The organism is Bacillus sp. LNXM12-1, assembly GCF_003004375.1.
Taxonomy (GTDB): Bacteria; Bacillota; Bacilli; order Bacillales; family Bacillaceae; genus Bacillus.
Window position 1 is genome coordinate 1 of sequence record NZ_PVWX01000008.1, and the last position, 18490, is coordinate 18490.

General features: G+C 40.5%; 17 protein-coding genes, 1 tRNA gene, 1 rRNA gene, 1 other RNA gene, 1 pseudogene and 1 other annotated feature. Of the genes and pseudogenes, 6 read left to right on the forward strand and 15 right to left on the reverse strand.

From position 1 onward, the window contains the following. Nucleotides 1–348: 348 nt before the first annotated feature. The 7 genes from C6Y07_RS18640 to tadA form a co-directional block, all read right to left on the reverse strand. The gene (locus C6Y07_RS18640) at nt 349–612 is read right to left on the reverse strand and encodes a pro-sigmaK processing inhibitor BofA family protein (protein WP_106031977.1); all 264 of its coding nucleotides are present in this window, start codon (nt 610–612) and stop codon (nt 349–351) included. 66 nt (nt 613–678) lie between these two features. Further along, entirely contained in the window at nt 679–903 is a 225-nt protein-coding gene (locus tag C6Y07_RS18645) for a YaaL family protein (protein ID WP_003218088.1), read from the reverse strand. 18 nt (nt 904–921) lie between these two features. Continuing rightward, nucleotides 922–1518 (reverse strand): recombination protein RecR, encoded by a 597-nt coding sequence (gene recR / locus C6Y07_RS18650; RefSeq protein ID WP_003218094.1) that lies wholly within the window; start codon nt 1516–1518, stop codon nt 922–924. Nucleotides 1519–1533: 15 nt separating this feature from the next. Then, nucleotides 1534–1857 (reverse strand): YbaB/EbfC family nucleoid-associated protein, encoded by a 324-nt coding sequence (locus tag C6Y07_RS18655; RefSeq protein ID WP_008342011.1) that lies wholly within the window; start codon nt 1855–1857, stop codon nt 1534–1536. Between the two features lie 26 nt (nt 1858–1883). Beyond that, entirely contained in the window at nt 1884–3596 is a 1713-nt protein-coding gene (gene dnaX, locus C6Y07_RS18660; RefSeq protein ID WP_060595642.1) for a DNA polymerase III subunit gamma/tau, read from the reverse strand. A 330-nt stretch (nt 3597–3926) separates the two neighbouring features. Then, nucleotides 3927–4191: signal recognition particle sRNA large type (ffs, locus tag C6Y07_RS18665), an RNA gene on the reverse strand. Between the two features lie 76 nt (nt 4192–4267). Continuing rightward, a complete protein-coding gene (gene tadA, locus C6Y07_RS18670; RefSeq protein ID WP_003218102.1) occupies nt 4268–4744 on the reverse strand; it encodes a tRNA adenosine(34) deaminase TadA in 477 nt (158 codons plus the stop codon). 79 nt (nt 4745–4823) lie between these two features. Between tadA and C6Y07_RS18675 the strand changes: the two genes are divergently transcribed. From C6Y07_RS18675 to C6Y07_RS18690, 4 genes are all read left to right on the forward strand, one after another. Beyond that, a complete protein-coding gene (locus tag C6Y07_RS18675) occupies nt 4824–5378 on the forward strand; it encodes a cysteine hydrolase family protein (protein WP_106157168.1) in 555 nt (184 codons plus the stop codon). A gap of 99 nt (nt 5379–5477) precedes the next feature. Further along, nucleotides 5478–6725 (forward strand): glycoside hydrolase family 18 protein, encoded by a 1248-nt coding sequence (locus C6Y07_RS18680; RefSeq protein ID WP_411266063.1) that lies wholly within the window; start codon nt 5478–5480, stop codon nt 6723–6725. A gap of 79 nt (nt 6726–6804) precedes the next feature. Then, nucleotides 6805–7428, forward strand: a complete 624-nt coding sequence (locus C6Y07_RS18685; protein ID WP_034666096.1) for a deoxynucleoside kinase — start codon at nt 6805–6807, stop codon at nt 7426–7428. After that, complete coding sequence (locus tag C6Y07_RS18690) at nt 7425–8084, forward strand: deoxynucleoside kinase (RefSeq protein WP_060595639.1); 660 nt, start codon at nt 7425–7427, stop codon at nt 8082–8084. The genes C6Y07_RS18685 and C6Y07_RS18690 overlap by 4 nt, the downstream gene beginning before the upstream one ends. An 89-nt stretch (nt 8085–8173) precedes the next feature. On the opposite strand, the gene C6Y07_RS18695 is transcribed toward C6Y07_RS18690, so the two are convergent. The 5 genes and pseudogenes from C6Y07_RS18695 to pdxS all read right to left on the reverse strand — a co-directional run bounded on the left by C6Y07_RS18695 (nt 8174) and on the right by pdxS (nt 12417). After that, nucleotides 8174–8266: transfer RNA gene (locus C6Y07_RS18695), tRNA-Ser, on the reverse strand. 129 nt (nt 8267–8395) lie between these two features. Further along, nucleotides 8396–8728, reverse strand: a pseudogene (locus tag C6Y07_RS19385) (methyl-accepting chemotaxis protein); the annotation flags it as partial. Between the two features lie 599 nt (nt 8729–9327). Beyond that, nucleotides 9328–10602, reverse strand: a complete 1275-nt coding sequence (gene serS, locus C6Y07_RS18705) for a serine--tRNA ligase (RefSeq protein WP_060595637.1) — start codon at nt 10600–10602, stop codon at nt 9328–9330. A 49-nt stretch (nt 10603–10651) separates the two neighbouring features. Then, nucleotides 10652–10868, reverse strand: a binding site (T-box leader). Nucleotides 10869–10921: 53 nt separating this feature from the next. Beyond that, a complete protein-coding gene (gene pdxT, locus C6Y07_RS18710) occupies nt 10922–11512 on the reverse strand; it encodes a pyridoxal 5'-phosphate synthase glutaminase subunit PdxT (protein WP_034666104.1) in 591 nt (196 codons plus the stop codon). A 20-nt stretch (nt 11513–11532) separates the two neighbouring features. Next, nucleotides 11533–12417, reverse strand: coding sequence for a pyridoxal 5'-phosphate synthase lyase subunit PdxS (gene pdxS / locus C6Y07_RS18715; protein WP_034666107.1), 885 nt, complete (start codon nt 12415–12417; stop codon nt 11533–11535). Between the two features lie 244 nt (nt 12418–12661). Here pdxS and pdxR point away from each other — a divergent pair, with 244 nt between their 5' ends. Next, nucleotides 12662–14140 carry a MocR-like pyridoxine biosynthesis transcription factor PdxR gene (gene pdxR / locus C6Y07_RS18720; RefSeq protein WP_034666110.1) on the forward strand — a complete coding sequence of 493 codons (1479 nt, stop codon included), beginning with the start codon at nt 12662–12664 and terminating at the stop codon, nt 14138–14140. A 41-nt stretch (nt 14141–14181) separates the two neighbouring features. On the opposite strand, the gene C6Y07_RS18725 is transcribed toward pdxR, so the two are convergent. After that, nucleotides 14182–15507 (reverse strand): D-alanyl-D-alanine carboxypeptidase family protein, encoded by a 1326-nt coding sequence (locus C6Y07_RS18725; protein WP_034666113.1) that lies wholly within the window; start codon nt 15505–15507, stop codon nt 14182–14184. Nucleotides 15508–15667: 160 nt separating this feature from the next. Then, entirely contained in the window at nt 15668–17134 is a 1467-nt protein-coding gene (guaB, locus tag C6Y07_RS18730; RefSeq protein WP_034666116.1) for an IMP dehydrogenase, read from the reverse strand. Between the two features lie 121 nt (nt 17135–17255). Here guaB and C6Y07_RS18735 point away from each other — a divergent pair, with 121 nt between their 5' ends. After that, nucleotides 17256–18224, forward strand: coding sequence for a YaaC family protein (locus tag C6Y07_RS18735; RefSeq protein WP_106037560.1), 969 nt, complete (start codon nt 17256–17258; stop codon nt 18222–18224). An 11-nt stretch (nt 18225–18235) separates the two neighbouring features. On the opposite strand, the gene rrf is transcribed toward C6Y07_RS18735, so the two are convergent. Then, nucleotides 18236–18351, reverse strand: a 5S ribosomal RNA gene (rrf, locus tag C6Y07_RS18740). Nucleotides 18352–18490 lie beyond the last annotated feature (139 nt).

Here is an 18490-nt window from a genome sequence, read left to right on the forward strand (position 1 = left end):
TCCTGAGCCAGGATCAAACTCTCCGAGGTATGCAGGATGCATATCACACATGCGTTGCTACACGATGTAGCGAACTTAGCATGTGATCATTTCCTGCCTCGCCAGTTTGACTGACTACCTATGATGTATCATAGGATTTTTTTATAAAAACTCGAATTAACAGGTACGTTTTGTCTTGTTTAGTTTTCAAAGAACTTGTTTACCGCTTCAGAAGCGACTAGAACATCATACCATATTTAAATTGTTAATGTCAACAACTTTTTTGTTATAATGTTTTTTCGTTTCTTCGTCATCAGCGACGTATATTAATTTACCACCATACAGGATCAAAGTCAACAATATTTCTCATTAAATAATAAATTTTTCAATTACGACTAAGGCTGCTACGCCTGGGATGCCCAATAAACCACTGATTCCACTCGTTACAGGGTTAATAGAGACATGTAATCCTAGACTCTCTCCAAATAGATTGAGGCAAAATAAAAAAAGAGCACCTGCCACAAACTTTACTCCGATCAGCCCTAACCATTTGAAGGGGTTCGCTTGAACACCTGACATAAACAACAATAGTACAGCTATCAAAATTGACCCGATTACAATAACAGGTTCCATAATCCTCTCATCTCCTCTTCATATGAATAGTACAAGCATATGAGAGGACTATGTAAAATAGACCTGCTATCTCCAGTTGTTTAAACGTAAATTCCTCTTTTTCGCTTCTCTTAGATAGAAAAAGTACTTCGCTTGAGCAAGCTTTAATTCGAATAGAATGTCCGGTGAAGGCTCAACGCTATTTGCGACAAGCTTTTTTTGTCTGTTCCATTCTTCCTTTTGCTTAAAAAGCTGTTGAATTAATTTCTCATCGAATTCTTTTCGAATTGATTTTCTGCGAAGAAAACCCATGTACCGTACTTCTCCTTCCTACATCTCACGTCTGCCTTCTAGAGCTTTAGACAGTGTGACTTCATCCGCATACTCTAAGTCTCCACCTACTGGAAGTCCGTGAGCAATGCGAGAGAGTTTAATTCCTGATGGTTTCAACAGTCTAGAGATATACATGGCTGTAGCCTCTCCTTCAATGTTTGGATTGGTTGCAAGGATCACCTCTGTCACTTGATCGTCTTGCAATCTTTTTAACAGGTCAGGAATTTTAATATCCTCTGGGCCAATTCCGTCCATCGGTGAAATGGCACCATGAAGCACATGGTATAAGCCGTTGTATTCTTTCATCTTTTCCATTGCGATCACATCTTTTGGGTCTTGCACTACACAGATAACAGATTGATCTCTTCTTGTATCTTCACAAATATAGCAAGGATCTTGGTCTGTGATATGGCCGCATACCGAACAATAAGTTAAATTACGCTTTGCATTAACAAGCGCCTTCGCGAAATCTAGTACGACATCTTCCTGCATACTAAGAACAAAAAAAGCCAGACGAACCGCAGTTTTCGGTCCGATTCCTGGCAATTTCATAAAGCTGTCAATCAGCTTTGATATTGGTTCAGGATATTGCATCTTCAGTTATTCCTCCTAGAATAAACCTGGCATGTTCATTCCTTTTGTGAATTGACCCATTGTTTCATTCGTTAACTCATCGACTTTTTTCAATGCGTCGTTTGTTGCTGCAAGTACAAGATCTTGAAGCATATCGATATCTTCTGGATCAACAACTTCTTCATTGATTGCTACATCAACAACTTCTTTTTGTCCATTTACTTTTACAGTGACCATACCGCCACCCGCTGTACCTTCAAGGACTTTTTCTGCAAGCTCTTCTTGAGCCTTAGCCATATCCTTTTGCATTTTTTGCATTTGTTTCATCATTTTTTGCATATTTCCCATTCCACCGCGCATATGAACACCACTCTCTTTCATTTTTATTAATCTTTAATTTCAATTAAATCGTTTCCTACTAACTTCTTTGCTTCTGCAATCAATGGATCCTCTTCAGCAGAAGTCCCCTGACCATCTGCCTGTTCATCCGGCTGATGATCTCTTAAAAATTCTTCTCTTATTTTACCCCATTGAGCGTCAGGAACGCCAACTAATTCCACTCTTTTTCCTAACATAGACTCTAATAGCTGCTCAAGGTTGGTTCGAACACCGCTTTTATCTTCGGCAACCATTTTACAGTGTATTTCAAACTTGAATTTTAAAACAAAGGCATGAGAAGCAGCAGCAACTGGTTCACTATCCGTTAATAGCGCAGCATGAGACACCTTATTCTGCTGTTTCAAGTGGGCAAGGAGTTCTCCCCATTTACCTTTAATTTTTTCTAGCTCTGGACGTTTTGCTTCTTTTAGAATCTCGTGAATTCGGCCGACAGGTGCACGGTATCCATTTTTGTTACTCGTTTGTGGTCGAGGTGCTTCCTTTTTTTCTTGAGGATGATGAGAATGAGACATTGGCACACCCTCAGCTCTTATCCTAGATAGCTCCTGTTCCAACCTGTCTATTTTATCCGTTAGCGCCGTTAAATCAGCGTTAGCATGAGCTTGTGGTATTCCAACCGTTGACTGACATAGCTTGACAACAGCTACCTCAAAGAAAATTCTTGGATGATTCGTCCATTTCATTTCTTGGTGACTTTTATTCAGCACTTCAATTGTTTCATATAGAAATTGAGGTGTCACACGATCCGAAAGCGTCACGAAATTTTCATCGACCTTTACCTTTTCAAGGACCCCCTCCAGATCTGGTGCCGTTTTATAAAGCAGCATATCTCTAAAGTAAAAGATCATGTCCTCTATTAATTTAGCAGCATCTTTTCCCTGCTGAAGTAATTCATTTAAGGTATCTAACGCTACAGCAATATTTTGATCAAAAATTGCTTCGGCTAGCTGACTAATGAAATGCTGAGAAACAGCTCCTGTAATGAGCAGCGCATCATCAATTGTCAGCTGCTCACCACTAAATGAGATCGCTTGATCTAAGAGGCTTAGTGCATCACGCATACCGCCATCAGCTGCACTAGCGATAATCTCGAGCGAGCCCTCTTGTACATTTAGGCTTTCTGCATCTACAATTTTCTTCATTCTTCCAACAATATCTTTTGTCGTGATTCGTTTAAAATCAAATCTCTGACAACGGGATATGATGGTAAGAGGAATCTTATGAGGCTCTGTGGTAGCCAAAATAAAGATACAATGAGCAGGCGGCTCCTCTAACGTTTTAAGGAGGGCATTAAATGCCCCGATAGAGAGCATATGTACTTCATCTATAATATAAACCTTATATGTAACCGCCGAAGGAGCAAATTTCACTTTATCACGTATATCACGGATTTCATCTACCCCGTTGTTTGAGGCAGCATCTATTTCAATCACGTCTGAAATCGAGCCGTTTGTAATCCCTTTACAGGCATCACATTCATTACAAGGTTCACTCACAGGTGACTTTTCACAGTTCACTGCCTTCGCAAAGATCTTGGCAGCACTTGTTTTACCTGTTCCTCTAGGACCTGAAAATAAGTAAGCATGAGAAAACTTCTTCTGCAAAAGGGCATTTTGCAACGTTTTTGTGATGTGTTCTTGTCCAACAACATCCTCAAAAACTTGAGGTCTGAACACTCGATACAAAGCTTGATAACTCACAAATACGCCCTCCTCCATTTATCATCTTTTTTATTATACATGATGCACCGATCAATTCAAAAGCACACCTTTATTTTCTAATAAACGAAAATGATGATTTCAACTATAGATTTTCTACTTTCTATGAATCAAAAACGTGTTTTCTAGATTTTCGAATTGTTCTGCAACACCATGGAGAACTTTTGTTCCTATTGTGATTAATGGAAAAACAAAAAGACTCTAAAAAGGTTTTTTGCCTATTTGTATAAACAAAGCAGCTGAGCTATTCTTTAAACAGCAACAAAAAACTCACCTAGATTAACTAGATGAGTTACATTTAATATTGATTTACCGTGCACCTTCTGTCGATTCGCTACCCCAAGCGTTACTTAAACAGTTAGCTCGGCCCAGGCAACCCTGCGGCACATGAGAGGTTTCACTTAATGCTGCTTCCTTCCGGACCTGACATGGTTCATGAATTCCCATTGCGCAGGACCAAGACGTCAACACCACTTATTTAAGGCAGACCTTGAAGTAAACGAACCTTGAGAAGGGATTCGGCCTCGCTAGAGCGGATTGCGAGTACAGGGCACCGCTACCTCCCCGCTTAGCACGGCAAAATGAATATTAAATTGTTAGTGACGCAGACATAAGTATACCTTCTTATAGCTGAAATTGCAAACGACATCCATTCATTTACTTTTGGCTTGTTTCTTTCGCTGACGGAGATTTCGGAAGAACTGACTTAACAGCTCACCGCACTCATTTTCAAGTACACCACCAATGACTTCAGACTGATGATTGAACCGTTCATCATCCAGTAAATTCATTAAAGTACCTGCACATCCACCTTTTGGATCGTATGCACCGAAAACGACCTTTTTCACTCTAGAAAGGACAATCGCTCCCGCACACATAGGACACGGTTCAAGCGTCACATAAAGTACAGCATCTTCTAAACGCCAGCTTCCAGTCGTTTTACACGCTTCATCAATAGCAAGTAATTCTGCATGTGCAATTGAACGCTGCTCTGTTTCCCTTAAATTATGAGCGCGGCTCACAATTTGGTCATCAACAACGATGATGGCACCGATTGGTACTTCTCCTATTTGTTCTGCTTTTAAGGCTTCAGAAATAGCTTCTTGCATAAACTGTTCATCTCTCGTCATAGCACGGCTCTCTTTTCATGTTTTTTAAAAGGATATTGAGGTTAACATATTAGCACAATCTTTTAAAGGGGGTCTTACTTTGTCAAAGCACCAAAAGGCACTGCTTATTATCGACATGATTAATAATTTTGATTTTGAAATGGGACATGTGCTCGCTGATAAAACAGAGCAAATGACCAATAAGATTTTAGCTCTTAAAGATCATGCTTTCAAGGAAAATTGGCCAATCATCTATATCAACGACCACTACGGTCTCTGGAAGGCTGATATTCAAGCTGTGATGGAAACATGCAAAAACGAAAGAAGCGCCCCTATTTTAGAGAAAATGGCACCATCTAAAGATGATTACTTCTTAATTAAACCGAAGCATTCGGCCTTCTATGGAACTGCACTAGAAACACTCTTAAATGAATTAGGTGTACAAGACATCATTTTGTCTGGAATTGCAGGAAACATTTGCGTTCTGTTCACTGCAAATGACGCATACATGCGAGAATACAACTTAATTGTACCTAAAGATTGTATCGCATCAAATGACGACGGAGATAATGAATATGCTTTAACGATGATGGAGAACGTTCTACTAGCAAAAATCACCACTGCTAAAGAGATCACGAATGAAAATCAAACATGATTTATCCATAACCCTCATAAATTGTTAGCAATAACAAAGGGGGCGTTGACTATTCAAATTTATGTTGTCAAAAGAGGAGATACTTTAAACGAAATTGCCATGCGCTTTAAAACAACAGTCAATGAAATCATCCGTACCAACGATATTGAAACACAAAATCAACTCGTCATTGGACAAACAATTGTCATTCCAATTAGAGGACAATTTTATGAGGTCAAACAAAATGACACACTTTATCAAATTGGAAGACGATTTCGAATTTCAGTGGAGGAGTTGGCACGTGTGAATAGAATTCGGCCTGAAGCGATACTACCTATTCGCTTCTTGCTCTATATTCCTCAAAGACCGAAAAGGAACATTAATTCGAATGCTTACATTGAACCAAGGGGAAATCAAGTCAGTGAAAACTTAAAACAAGCAGCTAGAGAGGCCTCTCCATATTTAACCCATTTAGGCGCCTTTAGTTTCCAAGCACAAAGAAACGGAACACTGAAAGAACCACCGTTAGATCAGCTACCTCAAATAGCCGCTCAGAGCAGAACCGTTTTATCCATGGTGGTGACAAACCTAGAGAATGATAAATTCAGTGATGAACTTGGGCGAATTCTTTTGAATAACCAATCTGTCAAAGCCACATTTTTAAATGAAATCGTTCGTGTTGCTAAAAAGTATCAATTAAAAGAAATCCATTTTGATTTTGAATATTTACGTCCCGCTGATAAAGATGCTTACATTCAATTTTTAAGAGAGGCAACAACCCGCTTCCATCAAGAAGGATGGACAATATCTGTTGCACTTGCCCCTAAAACAAGTAGTCAGCAAAAGGGAAAATGGTATGAAGCTCATGACTATGAAGCCATCGGGAAGATCGTCGATCATGTTGTGTTAATGACCTATGAATGGGGATACAGCGGCGGCCCTGCACAAGCTGTCTCTCCCATTGGACCTGTCCGCCAAGTCATTGAATATGCACTGACCGTCATGCCGGCCAATAAAATTGTTATGGGGCAGAATTTATATGGCTATGATTGGACGCTTCCTTACGTCCAGGGCGGCCCCATTGCTAAAGCCGTCAGTCCTCAACAAGCGATTGCAATTGCCAGAGAGAATAATGCCTCCATTCTATACGACGAAACAGCGCAAGCACCTTATTTTCGTTACACAGATGCCACTAATAAAGAGCATGAGGTATGGTTCGAAGACGCTAGATCGATTCAAGCAAAGTTCAATCTCATCAAAGAGTTAAACTTGAACGGAATTGCTTATTGGAAATTAGGTCTATCCTTCCCACAAAATTGGCTCTTATTATCAGATCAATTTAATATTGAAAAAAGAACGACATCGTAACCCATTCGCTCTATCTCTCGGAAGGGGTATGGTACAATATACATTGGTTTGACAACTTTATAGATAGAGGAGAACGCCTATGTATCCTGCCCCTTTTATTGCAGTGGAAGGCCCAATTGGAGCCGGAAAAACAACTTTGGCTACAATGCTTGCGAAGGAATTTCAATTTCCTTTAGTAAAAGAGATTGTAGAAGAAAATCCATTCTTAGATAAATTTTATGAAGATATGGAACAATGGAGCTTTCAGCTTGAGATGTTCTTTTTATGCAATCGGGTCAAACAGTTAGAATCTATTGAAGAAAACTATGTGAGTCAACAGCAGCCGATTGTCACTGATTATCATGTCTATAAAAATATGATATTTGCAGAAAGAACATTATCAAAAAAGCACATGGACAAATACAGAAAGATCTATCACTTGCTAACAGATGACCTTCCTAAACCAAATGCTATCATCTATATAAAAGCCAGCCTTCCTACCTTACTTGAAAGAATACAGATGAGGGGACGCTCTTTTGAAGAAGACATCGACCCAGCTTATTTAAAAACACTCATTGAAGATTATGAGCTGGCCATTGAACATTTAAAACAGACTGACCCAGGGCTTCCTATCATTACAATTGAAGGAGATCATACAGACTTCGTTTCCTCACAGCAAGATTACCAGCAAATTGTACAGAACATAAAGGAGCAAGTACTATGAACAATATCGAAATACCAAAGGATGCAGTGATCACAATCGCCGGGACTGTTGGTGTCGGAAAATCCACTATGACTAAAACGATAGCGGACAAGCTAGGCTTTCAAACCTCTCTTGAAAAAGTAGATGACAACCCATACTTAGAGCCCTTTTATTCAGATTTCCAAAGATGGAGCTTCCATTTACAGGTCTATTTCCTAGCCGAGCGTTTTAAGGAACAAAAGCGGATTTTTGAATCTGGTGGAGGATATGTGCAAGATCGTTCAATTTATGAGGACACAGGCATTTTCGCGAAAATGCATGCGGACAAAGGTACGATGTCTGAAGTAGATTATGAAACGTATACGAGTCTATTCGAGGCGATGGTGATGACACCTTACTTCCCTCACCCTGATGTACTCATCTATTTACACGGGGATTTAGATCATATTTTGAATCGTATTGAAGAACGCGGCAGAGAGATGGAAACTCAAACTGATCGAGCCTATTGGGAAGAAATGTACACTCGATATACGGAATGGATCGAACAATTCGATTTATGCCCAGTGATTAAAATTAACATTGAAGATTACGACTTACTTCATGATGAAAGCTCACTTGAACCCATTCTTCATGAAATTGCTTCTGTTATACAAAAAAATCGCTCTAAAACAAAATAAAAAAAACCGCTGCATTTCGCGAATGCAGCGGTTTGACAATTCCAATTTTTATGCTTGCGTTTTAATTCAACTAAGGTAAAAAATCAATATGGCGGAGGAAGAGGGATTCGAACCCCCGCGGGCTTTGACACCCCTGTCGGTTTTCAAGACCGATCCCTTCAGCCGGACTTGGGTATTCCTCCGTATCGACAAGAATTAATATACCATATCATTTTAATTCAAGTCAACATCTTTTCGAAAAAAATTTCAATAAGTTGTTTTGGTATGAGAATCTGCCCATAAAAAAGCAGCCATTAACGGCTGCTCTTGATCTATTTTGTATCCTGTCTAATCTCTTCAATAAACTGATTCATCTCTTCTTTAAACTCATTTAATGATTCAATAATTTTCGTAAAGTCTGTCACTTGTTTGGCTTGTTCATTTGTTGAGCTGCTGATTTGTGAGATGTTTTCAGACAAAGTGCTAATACTGTCTTGGATTTCCTTTAAGAAGGTATTAATGGTTTCAGCCGCTTCCTTTGAGCCATCTGATAATTTACGAACTTCATCAGCTACGACAGCAAACCCTTTTCCATTCTCGCCTGCTCTTGCTGCTTCAATTGCAGCATTTAGACCTAGCAAGTTTGTTTGTCTAGCGATCCCGCCAATGGTTTTGACGACTTCTTCAATATTTGCAGATTTCTCTTCCGCTCTTCCTGCCTGTTCGCTTATTTCTAAACTTGTGGCAGCCAGCTCTTGTGAATGCGCAGCAATTTGCTCGATTCCACCTTGGAGTTCTTTCGCTACATCATTGATATGCTCCATATAACCGCTTAATTTCTTTTCACGATGATGTGAAAATGCCACTAAAAAAGATCCAATTACTTTTCTATCTTCATCAAAAATCGGGTAACCTTTTACAGCAATTTCATAACCATATAAAGACTCTGGTAAATGACCATCATATTCTTGTCCTCTTAATGTCGTCGCCACGTTTTGGTCTTCTGGGTTCAATGGGTCCCCAACTTTCACGCCAAAATCTATTGTGTTAGACGGGTAGTAACAAAGCACCTTCTCTGTATCAGTGATGCCGAAAAGAATACTTTCATCTAGAACTTTTCTAATTAATTGAGCCATTTCAACATAATAGTCAAGCCTATTCAAGGTTATTCCTTCTTTCCTAGAAGCTTTTATTTTTTTATCGGCTAAATTTAGGAAAACTGTAGGACTTTTGGTAAAAAGAAATAAGATGCCATAGCGGCATCTTATTTCATCACTTCTTTATTTCCCATATAAGGACGCAGTACTTCAGGAATAATTACTGTGCCGTCCTCTTGTTGATAGTTTTCTAAAATGGCCGCCACGGTTCTTCCTACTGCTAAACCAGATCCATTTAACGTGTGGACATGCTCTGGCTTCGCTTTAGGCTCTGGACGGAATCGAATGTTTGCGCGTCTTGCTTGGAATGCTTCGAAGTTACTGCAAGAAGAAATTTCACGATACGTATCTTGGCTCGGAATCCATACTTCGATGTCGTATTTCTTCGCAGCCGTGAAGCCTAAATCTCCCGTACACATGCTCATGACACGGTATGGCAGGTTTAATAGCTGTAGGACTTTTTCTGCTTGATTTGTTAGTTTCTCTAATTCTTCATAAGAATCTTCAGGTCTAACAAATTTCACAAGCTCTACCTTATTAAATTGGTGCTGACGGATGAGTCCGCGTGTATCTCTTCCGGCAGATCCAGCCTCTGATCTAAAGCAAGCACTGAATGCTGCATAATTGATTGGCAGCTGTTCCCCTTCAAGGATTTCGTCACGGTGCATGTTGGTAATCGGCACTTCAGCTGTTGGAATGAGGAAATAATCTTCTTCTCGGATTTTAAAGGCATCCTCTTCGAATTTTGGAAGCTGCCCAGTCCCTGTCATGCTAGCTCTATTGACCATGTAAGGTGGGAGCACTTCAGTAAAACCGAACTCATCGACATGTAGATCGAGCATAAAGTTATATAGTGCGCGCTCTAAGCGTGCGCCAAGCCCTTTATAAAAAACGAATCGGCTTCCTGTGACTTTTCCTGCGCGTTCAAAATCAAGAATGTTTAGCTCATCCGCTACATCCCAATGTGGTTTTGGCTCAAATGAGAAGGCCGGCTGTTCGCCCCATTTTCTCACTTCCACGTTGTCATCTTCTGTTTCCCCAACCGGTACAGTATCATGAGGGATATTCGGAATAGAGAAGAGGATGTGCTGCAAGCTTTCTTCTACTGTTCTTAGCTCATCATCCAGCTTTTTAATCTCATCTCCTACCTCACGCATTTCTTGAATAATGTGATCGGCATCTTTCTTTTCTCTTTTTAGAACGGCCACTTGCTGTGATACTTCATTTCTTCGGCTCTTTAATTCTTCTGTTTTCCCGATTAGTTCTCTTCTTTTTTGATCCAGTTCACCAAACTTATCAAAATCCGCTAAATCTTCGCCTCGGTGTGCTAATTTTTCTTTGATTTGATCAAAGTCCGTGCGCAGTTGTTTAATATCCAGCATGTGTAACACTCCTTTTTTTATCGAAAAATAAAAAGAGCCCTCATCCCATGAAAGGGACGAGAGCTCTCGCGTTGCCACCCTGATTGAAAACATGCAGAAGCATGCTTTCCTCTTTCCTCTGTAACGGTATCACCGTAAATGCTTACTTCTCGTGTTTCAGCATTTCGCTCAAGGATGGATTCAGACTGCATCTTTCACCGATTCGCACCAACCATCGGCTCTCTGAGAAAGAGGGGCTTCTTACTATTTCCCGTCAACGCTTTTTCGATCTTTGATTGTGATTTTAATGTACTATAAGTTTTATCTCTTTTCAACCGTTTTATACAGCGAGCTTCGTTTTGTAAGACTTCACCATTTCAACAAACAGCTGTGTTAACCGGTGATCGTCTGTCAGCTCTGGATGAAAAGAACAGCCTAAGATATTGTTTTCTTTCGCCATCACAATCCTGCCATCATATTCAGCCATGATTTCTACGCTCACATCTGCGCTGATGATATGAGGCGCACGGATGAACACCCCTGTAAACGGCGCATCCAGCCCTTTTACTTCTAGATCTGCTTCAAAGCTGTCTACCTGTCTGCCAAATGAATTCCGTGCAACAGATACATTTAACAATCCAAGATGGGCATCTTCTCGATCTTCAATATGTTTTGCCAGCATAATCAAACCGGCACATGTCCCGAAAATCGGTTTCCCTTCTGCAGCGAACGCTTTAATCGGTTCAATGAATTGGTACGTATCCATGAGTCTCCTCATCGTCGTGCTTTCTCCACCAGGGATAATAAGACCGTCAACGGATGCTAGCTCTTCTGCTCGTTTAATGATCTTACCTTCTGCATCGCAGGCTTCAATCGATTGAATATGCTCTCTCACGGCTCCTTGAAGCCCTAGTACACCAATTGTTAGCATGTTCATTTGCGCTCCCTTAATTACCAGCCACGCTCTTGCATACGCTCTTCTGGCAGTAGATTTGAGATTTCAATTCCTTTCATGGCTGTTCCAAGCTCTTTTGAAAGTTCTGCAATGAGACGGTAATCTGTGAAGTGAGTCGTTGCTTCAACAATCGCTTTTGCAAATTTCGCCGGATTGTCTGATTTAAAAATACCAGATCCAACAAATACACCGTCTGCTCCAAGCTGCATCATTAACGCAGCATCTGCTGGTGTCGCAACGCCTCCAGCTGCAAAGTTAACAACTGGGAGCTTGCCGTCTTTTTTGATTTGAAGCAATAATTCATAAGGTGCTCCTAGGTTCTTGGCTTCTGTCATCAGTTCATCTTCACTCATTGCTGCTACTTTACGAATCTGAGCATTGACCTTTCTCATATGACGGACAGCTTCTACAATGTTGCCTGTCCCAGGTTCCCCTTTCGTACGAAGCATCGAAGCGCCTTCTGCGATACGGCGGGTTGCTTCACCTAAGTCACGGCAACCACAGACAAAAGGTACTGTGTATTCATTTTTATTTAAATGGAATTCCTCATCTGCGGGCGTCAGCACTTCACTCTCATCGATATAATCAACACCAAGTGCTTCAAGAACACGAGCCTCGACGATGTGGCCGATACGTGCTTTTGCCATGACTGGAATCGTTACTGCATTTTGTACTTCCTCTACGATTCTTGGGTCTGCCATACGGGCTACACCGCCGGCTGCACGGATATCAGCTGGTACTCGTTCTAGTGCCATAACTGCCACCGCACCTGCTTCTTCTGCGATCTTTGCCTGTTCAGCATTGACGACATCCATAATGACGCCACCCTTTTGCATTTCTGCCATTCCACGTTTCACTCGTTCAGTTCCCTTATTGCTCACAATAGTTTCCTCCCATTTGTCAATTCGATTGATTTACCTCTTTATCATACAAGCGAGACAGTATAACAATAAAGAGAATAGTATAACAATTCAATCAGCGACAAAAAAGCCTAAACCCTTGTATATAAACGATTTCTGGCTAAAAATAAGTCATTTTTTCTTTGAAGTGTGATTTACATGCTATAATGCAACTATAACAATTCAAATTCATGTATAACAATTTTGCACTCAATGGAGGTTTCTCATGCATATTGATATCCATCGACATTCTGATACATCTCTTTCGAATCAGATTTACTTTTCGATCATTGATCATATCCAATCGGGTTTGCTTCAGCAGGGAGATAAGCTGCCAACTGTACGTGATTTAGCAAAGCAGCTGAATGTGAGTCTTGTCACGGCAGCAAAGGCATACACACGGCTGAAGGACGACGGATATTTAACGACTGTGCAAGGTAAAGGGACGTTTGTGGATGAGCTGCAAAAGCAGTCAGATATTCCGGTTCCGTCATCTACCTCTTTTGATTGGCAGTTATCCATTCCGGATTATTTACCACGGTCTCAATTTGCTCAGTATCACTATGTCGAAGAAGCGATCAACCTTTCTTCCTCTATGATTGATCCAGGGCTTTTGCCAAACCGGTATTTAGAAAAAGAAATGCAGCATGTACTAGCCAGACATCCTCAAATCATGTCGAAGTATGGGGAAATTCAAGGGGATCTTCAGCTTAGGCAAGTCATTCAGTCTTTTTTAGAAAAGCTGGGTGTGCCTTCTACTCCTGAAAATATCCTTGTAACTAGTGGTTCTCAGCAAGGGCTTGATTTGGTCGCACGTGCGTTTATCGGTCCTGATGATGTAGTTGTCATGGAAGCACCGACTTATCCAGGCGCCATTGATGTCTTTATGGGCAGAGGGGCAAGAATTATTACAGTCCCTGTTGATCATGAAGGCATGAACATGAAGCAGCTTCAAAGCATTTGTGATAAATATAAACCAAAGCTCATCTACACGATTCCTACTTTTCACAGTCCGACAGGGGCCAGTATGTCAATGAAACGCAGAAAACAACTTCTCTTACTGGCTCAAAGTATTGATTGTCTCATTGTAGAGGATGATCCTTATCGTGAGCTTTATTTCGAAAAGAAGCCGCCAGCACCTATCAAAAGTCTTGATCATGATGGACACGTCATTTATTTGCGAGGATTAAGTAAAACACTGGCTCCAGGATGCAGAATTGGGATTATCACCGCCTCAGGCTCGATATTTAATCGTTTATTAGCAGCAAAGGCCAATAATGATTTAGGCAGCCCTCTTCTCACACAAAAAGCCATTCTGCCATTTCTGACTTCGAAGAAGATGATTGATCATACGAAAAAGCTGAGAACCGCCTTGAAGGTGAGACGTGATTTAATGATAGATGTATTAACGAAGCATGCACCAAAAGATGTGACGTGGCAAATTCCTCAGGGCGGGCTCAATTTATGGCTTAGCTTTCCTTCCTGGGTCGATACACGTGCACTGCTGCATGAGGCACGTAAGCAGCAAATTACCTTTCTGCCTGGCTCTGTGTGCTATCCTGGAGAGCCGAAGCAAAACTATATCCGCCTCAGCTTTTCTTATGTGAATGAAAAAGCACTGACCGAGGGCGTGGAAAAGTTATGTGGTATTTTTCAGCAAGCCTTGTCCACTCCTCAAAATCAAAAACAATCGCTTTTCTTTTAACGATAAAAAAACTGCTCTCTATGCATGAGAGCAGTTTTTTATTAGAACCAACCTTTTACTGTGTCAACGATTCCGCCCCAAATGCCAGCGAAGAATCCACCCACACTACGCATTGCAAGGATGAACCAGTTTGCTTTTTCATCGCCTGTTTTCGTTATAAGCTCAACACCTGATTGATCTTTATTCAAATAGCCGTAGTCCTTCTCATCACCAGAATAAGAAGTCGTCAGCATGCCAACCTTCGTTCCTTTTTTAATAGGAGCTTCTAGTTTCTTTTTCTCGATATTTACTTTTGCTTTAAAGCTCTTTTCGTCGCCATTTTTTACTGGCACAGAGAAAGCTTCTTTCGTGACGACAGGTACTTCTTTGTCTTTGCCTTTATCGACTTCGATGTTTTCATGTCCTTTGATCTGTTGACCTTTTTTGTACATTTCTTTCATCGTGAAGTTTTTAAATGCATAGTCGAACAGTTTTTTCGCCACGTCGAAACGTGCTGTATGAAGATTACCTTTTGCATTCAAGATCACAGCAATGACACGCATGTCACCTTGTTTAGCGGTACCTGTGAAGCTAGAACCAGCTGAATCCGTAGAGCCTGTTTTCAGACCGTCTACACCTTCATATTCCTTCACAAGTCCTTTAAGCATGAAGTTCCAGTTAGGCATGTCCATTTCATCGTCTGTGCCTTCTCTGAACTTTGTTTTCGCGATACTTGATGTTTCAAGAATTTCTGGATGGTCTTTGATGAGATGCTGTGCAAGCAATGCCATATCTTTCGCAGATACTTCACTTTCTTCATCAGGACCTGTACCTTTTGGCTGTTTGCCATGTAAATCTTTATTTTCTAGTCCAGTTGCATTCACGAATTTGTAGTTAGTTAAACCAAGTTCTTTCGCTTTTGCGTTCATTTTTTCAACGAACTTCGATTCTGATCCAGCGATCACTTCTGCTAAGCCAATCGCTGCTGCATTTGCCGAATAAATAGCCGTTGCTTGATAAAGTTCTTTCACTGTATACGAGCCATCTTTTCTCAAAGGAACGTTTGATAAACTGCGGTCCTGAGAAATTTCGTATACATAATCATCTGGCGTATACGTTTGATCCCATTTCACTTTGCCTTCAGCAATCGCCTCTAGTAATAGATACTCTGTCATCATCTTTGCCATACTTGCAATAGGCAGTCTTTGTTCTGCGTTTTTACTATAAAGAATTTTACCTGTAGAAGCTTCAATTAGGATTGCTGCTTTCGCATTCACATTGAATGGATCTTCAGCTGCTTTTGCTTTGGACATTGGTGTAAATGCTGTCACAATCAATGCCAGTGCAAGGATAGAGACCATAAGCTGTTTCAACATCTTGCTGTTCAATCGTCATACCTCCGTATTCATCTTTTTTCGACGTATTTCATATATATTTAATCCACAAGGGCTTATTTCAACACAACAGTATAAATTTTATCACAATAAAGACAAAAAAAATAGACAGAGTCATAGACCCTGTCAAATGTAATTTGATTGTCACAATTTATCAAGAAATTGTGTAGTTTGGTGATTCTTTTGTAATTTGTACATCATGTGGATGACTCTCACGAAGTCCTGCACCAGTCATGCGAATGAACTGTGCATCTTCTCTAAGTGAGCGTAAGTCCTGTGTTCCACAATAGCCCATACCAGAACGGATACCGCCAACGAGTTGATACACTGTATCAACGACTGGTCCTTTGTATGGTGTACGGCCTTCAATACCTTCTGGAACGAACTTTTTATTATCTTCTTGGAAGTAACGATCTTTACTTCCTTTTTCCATTGCAGCGACTGACCCCATACCGCGATAAACTTTGAAGCGTCTACCTTGGAAAATTTCTGTGTCTCCTGGGCTTTCAGATGTACCAGCTAGAAGGCTTCCAAGCATAACAGCATGTCCACCAGATGCTAGAGCTTTTACAATATCACCTGAATATTTAATTCCACCATCTGCAATAATAGCTTTACCATGTTTTCTTGCTTCTGTTGCACAGTCATAGATTGCTGTGATTTGTGGTACACCAACACCTGCAACAACACGTGTTGTACAAATAGATCCTGGTCCGATACCGACTTTCACAATATCTGCTCCTGCTTCAAACAATGCTTTTGTTGCTTCGGCTGTTGCAACATTACCAGCAATGATATTAAGAGAAGGATACGTTTCACGGATTTTCGATACAGTGTTAAGAACACCTTGTGAATGACCATGTGCAGTATCAATGACAACGACATCCACATTGGCTTCGACTAATTTTCTCACACGAGTCATTGTATCGCCAGTGACACCAACAGCGGCACCAACAATTAAACGGCCATGTGCATCTTTAGAGGAGTTAGGGAATTCGATCACTTTTTCAATATCTTTGATGGTGATGAGACCTTTTAACGTTCCTTCGTCATCTAAAAGAGGTAATTTTTCAATTTTATATTGCTGTAGGATTTTTTCAGCTTCTTCTAACGTCGTACCTACAGAAGCTGTCACAAGTTCCTCTTTTGTCATCACGTCGCTAATCTTCATTGAATAATCCGAAATAAAACGAAGGTCACGGTTCGTAATAATACCAACAAGCTTTTGATCTTCTTCGTTATTTACAATCGGTACACCTGAAATACGGTATTTACCCATTAGGTGCTCTGCATCAAATACTTGATGCTCAGGTGTTAAGAAGAATGGATTTGTAATAACGCCGCGCTCTGAACGTTTTACTTTATCCACTTGTTCTGCTTGTTGCTCAATAGACATGTTCTTATGAATGATACCAAGACCACCTTGACGTGCCATTGCAATCGCCATTTGTGATTCCGTCACCGTGTCCATTCCTGCACTGATAATTGGAATGTTTAGTTTTAATGTGCTTGTTAACTCAACTGATAAATCGACATCACGCGGAAGTACTTCAGACTTAGCTGGAACAAGCAAAACATCGTCAAACGTCAAACCTTCTTTTGAAAATTTACTTTCCCACATTAGTAAATCCCCCTCTTTTCGGCAAAATATTATATGTAGATTATCAACTAGGAAACAGCATGTCAAGGAAGCAACAAACAGTTGCAATTTTTAGAAAATATAAAGAGAGTTGAGGAAGAAGATGAAAAGTTCAGGATGGAAGGATTTAAAACGTTTTTACTCACTCGAAACTTCCCAAAAGTTTCTATATCAACAATATGAGAAACGGAGCATTCAAGATGCAAACCAGCAAGCCTATAAAAACTGTGAACGGTTTATTTACTTTTTAAAGCATGGCCATACGTTCTATGAACAGGCAGCTATCGCTCCACTCGAACTGAAGCCCATTTTATTATTTTATGGAATGGCTCAGTTGCTAAAGGCATGTTTACTGACAGTTGATCCTCACTATCCTTCTCAAACCTCTGTTTTGGCCCATGGCGTAACATCGAGAAAGAGAAAGAAACAGCATTACCGCTTTAGTGAAGATGAAGTGAAAATTCAGCGAAATGGACTATGCATGCATGTGTTAAAGCATCTATTTCATTTAAATGGTCTTGAAGATGAGCGATTTACGATGATTCATCTCCTTTCAAAGATACCTGAAATGAGTCATATTCTGGAGTTTCAAAAGCAGCCCTCGACATTAGTTAAAGTGGAAAAGGTTAATGGGATGATGATTCAAGATCATATTCCATTGCTTTATAACATGTCTGCTGAACGCTTTATTGAATACTTTGAGTTCCATACAAGTTGGAAACTCAAGCAAAGAGAAGCCAAAAAGCTGACGTTTGATGTAGCTCTAGAAGAAAATCCAGCGCTCGCTACTCATCTTCATTATGATTTAGAAATGGATCAATGGTTTATTCCGTCAACTCGTGATTCATTTTTAGGGATTCCTGAGATCATCAGCCATTACTTATTAATGTATAACCTCAGTATGATTGCCCGCTACGAAACTGAATGGTGGTACGAGCTGCTGTCTCAATACATTAGTGATGATTACGTCATGATTGAACGCTATATGGAGATTGCCGAAGAGAAGTTCCCAGCTTATATCATGATGCTGTTAGAAGAAAACACAAAAAAGACCAATTCCGTATGGAACTGATCCTTAGAAAAGCTTGGCGGCGTCCTACTCTCACAGGGGGAGACCCCCAACTACCATCGGCGCTGAAGAGCTTAACTTCCGTGTTCGGTATGGGAACGGGTGTGACCTCTTCGCTATCGCCACCAAACCTGATGGAGAGAATGTTCTCTCAAAACTAGATAACAATGTTCATGCTTCACATTAGAATATAGGTTAAGTCCTCGATCTATTAGTATCTGTCAGCTCCACGTGTCACCACGCTTCCACCTCAGACCTATCAACCTGAT